Below are 7669 nucleotides of genomic sequence, written 5' to 3'. Positions count from 1 at the left end.
TCCCGGAGGAATGATCACGGCCAGTGGGAGCCGCGGAGGGAAGGACCACCGGCTTTGCGGCAGCCATCTGGGCGAAGCCGAGCACCAGGGCGGGCGGCGCGGTCGCGCAGCCCGGCCGGCGTCCTGCGGAGGGTCAGGACTTGTGGGAGCGGCTGATGTCGACCCAGCGTGCCAGCGTGTCGGCCGCGCGCCCGGAGTCGACGGCCTCGGCGGCACGCGCGTACGCCGAACCCATGGCCGCGACAAGGGCCTCGCCCGGGGCGCCGGACTCGGTGACGCCGGGGGTGAGTGAGTCGAGACTGACCAGGGCGGCGGCCGCGTTGAGCAGCACGGCGTCACGCACCGGCCCGGTCTTGCCTCCGACCAGGTCGCGGACCGCCTGGGCGTTGAACTCGCGGTCGCCGCCGCGCAGCGCGTCCGGCTCCGAGCGCGGGACGCCGATGTCCAGCGGGTCGAAGCCCGTCTCCACGGCCGTGCCATCCCCGACCACCCAGACCGTCGAGGTCGTGGCGGTGGACAGCTCGTCCAGCCCGTCGTCGCCCCGGAAGACCAGCGCGGACACGCCCCGCTCGGCGAAGACACCGGCGATGACCGGCAGCATGCGCGCGTCGAACACGCCGATCGCCTGGGCCGTCGGGCGGGCGGGGTTGGTGAGCGGGCCGAGGAAGTTGAAGACGGTGGGCACGCCGAGATCCTTGCGGGTGGGCCCGGCGTGGCGGAACGCGGGGTGATAGACCGGCGCGAAGCAGAACGTGATGCCGGCGTCGGCGGCGGTGCGCGCGGCGGCCTCCGGCGACAGCTCCAGGACGACGCCGAGGTGTTCGAGCACGTCGGCGGCCCCGCAGGACGAGGAGGACGCGCGGTTGCCGTGCTTGACCACGCGCGCCCCGGCCGCCGCCGCGACGATGGCGGCCATCGTCGAGACGTTGACCGTGTGGGCGCGGTCGCCGCCGGTGCCGACGATGTCGACCGTCGGGCCGTCGATCTTCAGGGGGGTGGAGTAGTCGAGCATGGCGCGCGCGATGCCGGCCACCTCCGCGACCGTCTCCCCCTTGGCGCGCAGGGCCGTGACGAAGCCCGCGATCTGGGCGGACGTCGCGGACCCGGACATGATCTCGCTCATGGCCCAGGCGGTCTCGTCGGCGCTGAGGTGCTCGCGGGACAGCAGGGCGGTGAGCAGCGCGGGCCACGTGGTGCGCGCGTCCATGGGGGTCTCCGTCAGTGAGAGGTCAGTGAGAGGAGATGCGGGTTTCCGAGCGGCGCCGCATGAGGCCGGCGACGGCCTCGGCGAGCGCGATGGGGTCGATCGGCTGGGCCACGACGGCGTCGGCGCGCGACCAGTCGGCGAGCCAGCGGTCGTCGCGGCGCTCGACGATCACGCAGATCGGCGGGCAGTCGTACACCTCGTCCTTCGCCTGGCGGCAGACGCCCATGCCGCCGGCGGGGACGGCCGCGCCGTCCAGCACGGCGACGTCGATCTCGCCGGAGTCGAGCCGCTTGAGGACGGCGGGCTGGGTGGCGCACTCGATGATCTCGACGAGGGGCACGTCGGCGGCCGGACGCCGTCCGATCGCCAGCCGCACCTTCTCGCGGGTGCCCGCGTCGTCGCTGTAGACGAGAACCCTCATGCTCACGGTCGCGCTCACTATCGATTGACGAGGTATGGTCACCACGGATGCTACCGGTCCCCGCCGACGGAATCCCAGACGAGTCACACTTGGCGTGGATCCGGGCGTATGTCCGGTTTATTCGCGTGAAGTGCCCCTTAGCGGGGGGTCGTGCGGCGACCCGGCCATCACAGCCGCAATAATGCTGCGCGTGGCGACAGCATCCGCAATCACGACGACGACAGCCCCATCGTCCCGCAGGCCGAACCTGGTCAGCGTCGGCACGATCGTCTGGCTGTCCTCTGAGCTCATGTTCTTCGCGGCGCTGTTCGCGATGTACTTCACGATCCGGTCGGTCAGCCTCGGCCTGGACAGGCCATGGCCCACTCTTCCCGAGGGCGTCCACCTGGACGTCCCGTACGCGCTTGTCAACACGATCGTTCTGGTCCTGTCGAGTGTGACGTGCCAGCTGGGCGTGTGGGCCGCCGAGAAGGGGCAGGTCAGGAAGCTCCGGTTCTGGTACGTCGTCAGCTTCCTCATGGGCGCGTGGTTCGTCGGGGGTCAGCTGTACGAGTACCACAACCTTGTGGAAGAGGGCCTGACCCTGTCGTCCAACGCCTATGGCTCGGTCTTCTACCTGACCACGGGCTTCCACGGCCTGCACGTGACCGGTGGCCTGATCGCGTTCCTGTTCATGCTGGGACGCACGTACGCCGCGAAGCGCTTCACCCATGAGCAGGCCACCAGCGCGATCGTCGTGTCCTACTACTGGCACTTCGTCGACGTCGTCTGGATCGGCCTCTTCGCGACCATCTACATCATCAAATGATCGGAACGAGGATATCGGTGAACTCGATCACCGCACGGAGGCGGCATCCACTCGCGCGATATGCCGTCCTCCTTCTGGCCCTGAGCCTCCTCGGAGGGGTGTACGCCCTGCTGATGCCCGGAGGCGACCGGGCTGACGCGGCGATCGCCTCCGGCAAGGCGGACGACGTGGCCGCGGGCAAGGAGCTGTTCGCGGCGCACTGCGCGAGCTGCCACGGCCTCAACGCCGAGGGCTCCTACGCGCCCGGCGGTGCCTCGGGCCCGAGCCTCATCGGCGTCGGCGCCGCCGCGGTGGACTTCCAGGTCTCCAGCGGCCGCATGCCGTTCGCGAACCCCGGCCCCCAGGCCCCGCGCAAGCGTCCCCCGGAGTGGGTGAACCCCCAGACCGTCAAGGAGCTCGCGGCGTACGTGCAGTCGCTGGGCGGCGGTCCCACCAAGCCCTCCCTGGAGGCCGTCGACCCCTCCAAGGGAGACCCGGCCAAGGGCGGCGAGCTGTTCCGGGCGAACTGCATCCAGTGCCACAACTTCGTGGGCGCCGGCGGCGCGCTGACCTACGGCAAGTACGCGCCGTCCCTGGAGCCCGCCTCGCCGACGCAGATCTACGAGGCGATGGCCACGGGCCCGCAGGCGATGCCGGTGTTCAACGACAGCACGATCACCCCCGAGCAGAAGCGCGACATGATCGCCTACATCGTGGGCGTCCGTCACGAGCCGAACCCGGGCGGTAACGGCCTCGGCCGCATCGGCCCGGTCACCGAGGGCCTCGTGGCATGGGTCGGCGGCCTGAGCCTGCTGATCATCGCCGCCATCTGGATCACCGCGAAGAAGCGGCAGGTCAACCATGACTGACAATCCGAATGAGATCGAGCCGGGTGGGATCGAGCCGGGCGAAAGCCCGCGGGTTCCGCGGCGCGTCATCGGCACGCCCCCGCCGCGCGGCGGCGACTCCCTGCTCGGCCCCGACGCGGGCGCGCGTCCCCAGGGCAACGGGCACGCCGCGGCCCTCGCGCACGGCGAGCACGACGAACACACGGCCGACGAGCCGGTGGTCGGCGAGGTCAAGTACCCCGACCCGGCGGACGCCCGCAAGGGCGAGCGCCGGGCCTCGCTGCTGTTCCTGCTGACGTTCGTCGCCGCGGTCGGCTTCGTGGCGTCCTACGTGATCTTCCAGGTCGGCTCGGTCGAGAAGACGGCGACCTCCAATCTCGCGCTCGGCGGCTCGCTGGCCGTCGCGCTGCTGTCGCTGGCGGCGGGGCTGGTGGTCTGGGCCCGTCAGATCATGCCGAAGTACACGCTGGTCCAGCAGCGCCACCCGATGGCCTCCGGCTCCGCGACGCGCGAGGAGGTCGCCAAGACCTTCCTCGAGGGCGCGAACGAGAGCGGGCTGCTGCGGCACAAGATGCTGCGCCGCACGCTCCTGCTGGCGTCGGCGCCGCTCGGCCTGCTGCCTTTGGTGCTGCTCAAGGACCTCGGCCCGCTGCCCGGCACCTCGCTGCGGCACACGGTGTGGAAGAAGGGCCTTCGCCTGATGGTCGAGGGGACCCGCCAGCCGATCCGCGCGGCGGACTTCAACTCCCCCGGCGGCATCCTGTCGGTGGTGCCGGAAGGGCACGAGGACGACCTCAACGCCCTGGCGAAGGCCACGCTGATCCTCATCAAGTTCAGGCCCGAGGACCTCAAGCCCGGCGTCAACCTGAACTGGACGCACGACAGCATCGTCGCCTACTCCAAGATCTGCACCCACGTGGGTTGTCCGGCGGCGTTGTACGAGCAGACGACGCACCACATCCTCTGCCCGTGCCACCAGTCCACCTTCGACGCGGCCGACGGCGCCAAGGTCATTTTCGGCCCTGCGGCCCGTCCTCTGCCCCAGTTGCCGATCGGTGTCGACAACGAGGGGTACCTGATCGCACAGAGCGACTTCAACGTCCCGGTGGGCCCGAGCTTCTGGGAGCGCGGGGACGCGGAGGCGGAAGCTAGGGGGCAGGCATGAGCCTGGACACCGTTCCGAAGCCCATCGCCGGCGCGTCGACCTTCCTCGACGATCGCCTCGGCGCCGGGAACTTCCTCAAGCGCAACCTTCGCAAGGTCTTCCCGGACCACTGGTCGTTCCTGCTCGGTGAGATCGCGCTCTACTCGTTCATCATCCTGCTCCTGACCGGTACGTTCCTGACGTTCTGGTTCAAGCCGAGCATGGGCGAGGTCGTCTACAACGGCGCGTACCAGCAACTCGTGGGCGTCCGCATGTCCGAGGCCTACGCGTCGGCGCTGCACATCAGCTTCGACGTGCGCGGCGGCCTGCTGATCCGTCAGATCCACCACTGGGCGGCGCTGCTGTTCGTGGCGGGCATGATGGTGCACATGCTCCGCGTGTTCTTCACCGGGGCGTACCGCAAGCCGCGCGAGCTCAACTGGATCATCGGCGTGCTGCTGCTCACGCTGGCGCTCGCGGAGGGCCTCACCGGCTACTCCCTGCCGGACGACCTGCTGTCCGGCGCGGGCCTGCGGATCACCGAGGGCGTCGCGATCTCGATCCCGCTGGTGGGCACCTACATCACGTTCTTCCTGTTCGGCGGGGAGTACCCCGGCGAGGACGTGATCTCCCGGTTCTACAGCCTGCACATCCTGCTGATCCCGGGCATCCTGCTGGCGCTGATCTCCGCGCACATGATCCTCATGTGGGTGCAGAAGCACACGCAGATGCCGGGCAAGGGCCGCACCGAGACCAACGTGGTCGGCGCGCCGTTCTACCCGACCTTCATGATCAAGGCGGGCGCGTACTTCCTGTTCACGTTCGGCGCCCTGGCGCTGCTCGGAACGTTCGCCCAGATCAACCCGATCTGGCTGTTCGGCCCGTACACCCCGGCGGACATCTCGGCGGGGTCGCAGCCCGACTTCTACATGGGCTTCCTGGAGGGCGCGCTGCGGTTGATGCCCGCCTGGGAGATCAACTTCCTCGGGCACACGCTGCCGCTGAGCGTGCTCATCCCGGCCCTGGTGCCCATGGGCATCATCATGACCGGCCTGGCGCTCTACCCGTTCGCCGAACGGTGGATCACCGGTGACGACCGTGAGCACCACATCGCCGACCGGCCGCGCAACAACCCGCACCGCACCTCGATCGGCATCTCGGCGATCGCGTTCTACGGCATCCTGTGGCTGCTGGGCGCCAACGACGAGATCTCCTCGACGTTCCACATCCCGCTGTACACCACGACCGAGGTCGGCCGCATCGCCATCTTCGTCGGGCCGGCCATCGCGTACTTCGTGACGTACCGCTTCTGCATCGGCCTGCAGCGCAGGGACCAGGAGACGCTGCTGCACGGCGTGGAGTCCGGCGTCATCAAGCGCCTGCCCCACGGCGAGTACATCGAGGTGCACGTTCCCCCGGCCGCGGACCTGGCGGCCCACGTCCAGGGCAAGAAGCACATTCCCTCCGTCGAGGCGTCCCCGGACGGCGAGGGCGTGCCCCCCAAGGGCATGCGCAACCCGCTCGGGCGGCTCAGGGCCAAGCTCAGCCAGACCTACTCGGCCGACGCCGAGTCGATCTCGCTGGAGACCGACGGTCACCACGGCGAGGGCCACGGCCACGCCGGCGTGGGCGCGGGGAACGAGTCCAAGTCCATCGGCCACTGAGGTCGCTGGGACCTGCAGAGCTGGACGTACAGAGGGGGCCCGGGCGGCATCGCCCGGACCCCCTCTTTCTGTGTGCGCCGTGCCGAGGAGCGGCCGTCAGGACGTCACCTTCTTCTTCGACTCGCTCGCGGGGATGCCGGTGCTGGGTTCGTGGTGGGCGGTCAGGGCCTCGGTCGTGAAGCCGGAGCGCAGGCCGCTCCACCGGAGCCACTGCTGCCAGGGCTCCTGCCAGTGCCCCCATCCGTTGCCCGGGTCGAGCTGGCGCGGGGAGCCGCTCACGATGATCGGGTCACCGATGAGCGTCGTCTCCTTGAACCACTTGGCGTTGGACGGGCTGATGTTGATGCAGCCGTGGCTGACGTTGGAGCTGCCCTGGGAGCCCACCGACCAGGGCGCGCCGTGGACGTACTCGCCGGTGTCGGAGATCCGCACGGTGTCGTACACGGTCTGGCTGTAGTACCCCGGCTGGCCGGGACCGGCGTCGGGCGAGGTCATCGTGGTGACGTCCTCCCGCGACATCGCCAGGTGGACGCCGTTGGTCGTGTAGTACTTCCAGGAGCCGCCCTGACCGGCACTGAGGGGCACCGACCTGATGACATTGCCGTCGCGCCTGATCGTCATCTGGTGGCTCGTGGTGTCGGCGTGGCTGATCTGCGCGCGCCCGATCTCGAACTCGCGGACGTAGTCCTGCCCGCCGTACATCCCGGGCCCGCCGCGGACGCCGGCCAGGTGGGCGATGAGCTTGACCTTGGTGTGCGCCGGCCACCACTGCTTGGGACGGAAGGACACCGACTTGTCGTCGAACCAGTGCCACGCCCCCTCGACCGGCTTGGACGCCTGCACCATGAGGTTGCGCTCGACCGACACGCGGTCGGTGATGGGCTGGTCGAAGGTCAGCATGATCGGCATGCCGATGCCGACGGTGAGGCCGGTGATGTCCTTGTTGGGAAGGATCTTGTGGACGGCGAACACCTTGGTGGCCTTGAGCGTGGAGAACTCGCTGGTCACCTCCTTGGTGCCGCCGGGCCCCACGGCCACCGCCGTGATCTTGTAGGTCTCGCCCGGGGACATGGCGCGCTTGCTGCGCCACTGGGTGCGGTCCGCGCTCAGCACGCCCTCGACCGGCGTGTTCCCCGACGCCGTGCGCACGCTGACGCTCCTGAGCGCGCCGTTGACGGCTCCGACCGTGACGGGCAGCTCAGGGGCCACCTGGGTGGCCCCGTTGCCCGGAGAGACGCTCACAGCCACGTCCTGACGTGAACCTTCGGCACCCTTCTGGGTGCCGGAACTCGCACAAGCACTTGCCAGAAGCAGGGCCAGCGCCCCCGTGCCAAGGGCGACCACCCGGATTTCGACGTGTCCCACGTGACGTCTCCCCCGTCTCCGATGGATCACTCCTTGGGAGTTATTACCCGGTTACACCCGGTCGCGTACCGCGCCCGATGGGAGAAAGGCGGGTACGACACGCCAAAAAAGAATCGCGGGCGGCGGGCGGTCCCTTGGGGGAACCGCCCCCCCCCCCCCCCACTGAGGCGGGGGCCCGGGGGGGGGGGGGGGAGAGGGGGGGCTAACGGGGGGGAGTTGGCCCCGGGTTGGAA

The 7669-nt window shown here is 69.6% G+C and carries 7 protein-coding genes; 4 read left to right on the top strand and 3 right to left on the bottom strand.

Features of this window, described 5'->3' with window-relative positions:
• Window positions 1-133: 133 nt before the first annotated feature.
• Together trpD and AB0M95_RS08615 are read right to left on the bottom strand one after the other, a co-directional pair.
• The gene (gene trpD / locus AB0M95_RS08620; protein WP_363761250.1) at window positions 134-1207 is read right to left on the bottom strand and encodes an anthranilate phosphoribosyltransferase; all 1074 of its coding nucleotides are present in this window, start codon (window positions 1205-1207) and stop codon (window positions 134-136) included.
• Window positions 1208-1229: 22 nt separating this feature from the next.
• Window positions 1230-1628 carry a hypothetical protein gene (locus tag AB0M95_RS08615; protein WP_358514204.1) on the bottom strand — a complete coding sequence of 133 codons (399 nt, stop codon included), beginning with the start codon at window positions 1626-1628 and terminating at the stop codon, window positions 1230-1232.
• Between the two features lie 181 nt (window positions 1629-1809).
• Here AB0M95_RS08615 and AB0M95_RS08610 point away from each other — a divergent pair, with 181 nt between their 5' ends.
• The 4 genes from AB0M95_RS08610 to AB0M95_RS08595 are packed head-to-tail and all read left to right on the top strand — an operon-like array spanning window position 1810 to window position 6071.
• The gene (locus AB0M95_RS08610) at window positions 1810-2436 is read left to right on the top strand and encodes a heme-copper oxidase subunit III (protein WP_358513295.1); all 627 of its coding nucleotides are present in this window, start codon (window positions 1810-1812) and stop codon (window positions 2434-2436) included.
• Between the two features lie 17 nt (window positions 2437-2453).
• A complete protein-coding gene (locus AB0M95_RS08605) occupies window positions 2454-3284 on the top strand; it encodes a c-type cytochrome (RefSeq protein WP_363761248.1) in 831 nt (276 codons plus the stop codon).
• Window positions 3277-4428, top strand: a complete 1152-nt coding sequence (locus AB0M95_RS08600; protein WP_363761246.1) for a Rieske 2Fe-2S domain-containing protein — start codon at window positions 3277-3279, stop codon at window positions 4426-4428. The genes AB0M95_RS08605 and AB0M95_RS08600 overlap by 8 nt, the downstream gene beginning before the upstream one ends.
• Entirely contained in the window at window positions 4425-6071 is a 1647-nt protein-coding gene (locus AB0M95_RS08595) for a ubiquinol-cytochrome c reductase cytochrome b subunit (protein ID WP_363761244.1), read from the top strand. Before AB0M95_RS08600 ends, AB0M95_RS08595 begins: the two co-directional genes overlap by 4 nt.
• A 96-nt stretch (window positions 6072-6167) precedes the next feature.
• Here AB0M95_RS08595 and AB0M95_RS08590 read toward each other — a convergent pair whose 3' ends face one another.
• Window positions 6168-7313, bottom strand: a complete 1146-nt coding sequence (locus tag AB0M95_RS08590) for an Ig-like domain-containing protein (protein ID WP_363761242.1) — start codon at window positions 7311-7313, stop codon at window positions 6168-6170.
• Window positions 7314-7669 lie beyond the last annotated feature (356 nt).

It is taken from the genome of Sphaerisporangium sp. NPDC051017, from assembly GCF_040683095.1.
Lineage (GTDB): Bacteria > Actinomycetota > Actinomycetes > Streptosporangiales > Streptosporangiaceae > Sphaerisporangium.
This window is presented reverse-complemented; position numbering and strand designations above follow the sequence as displayed.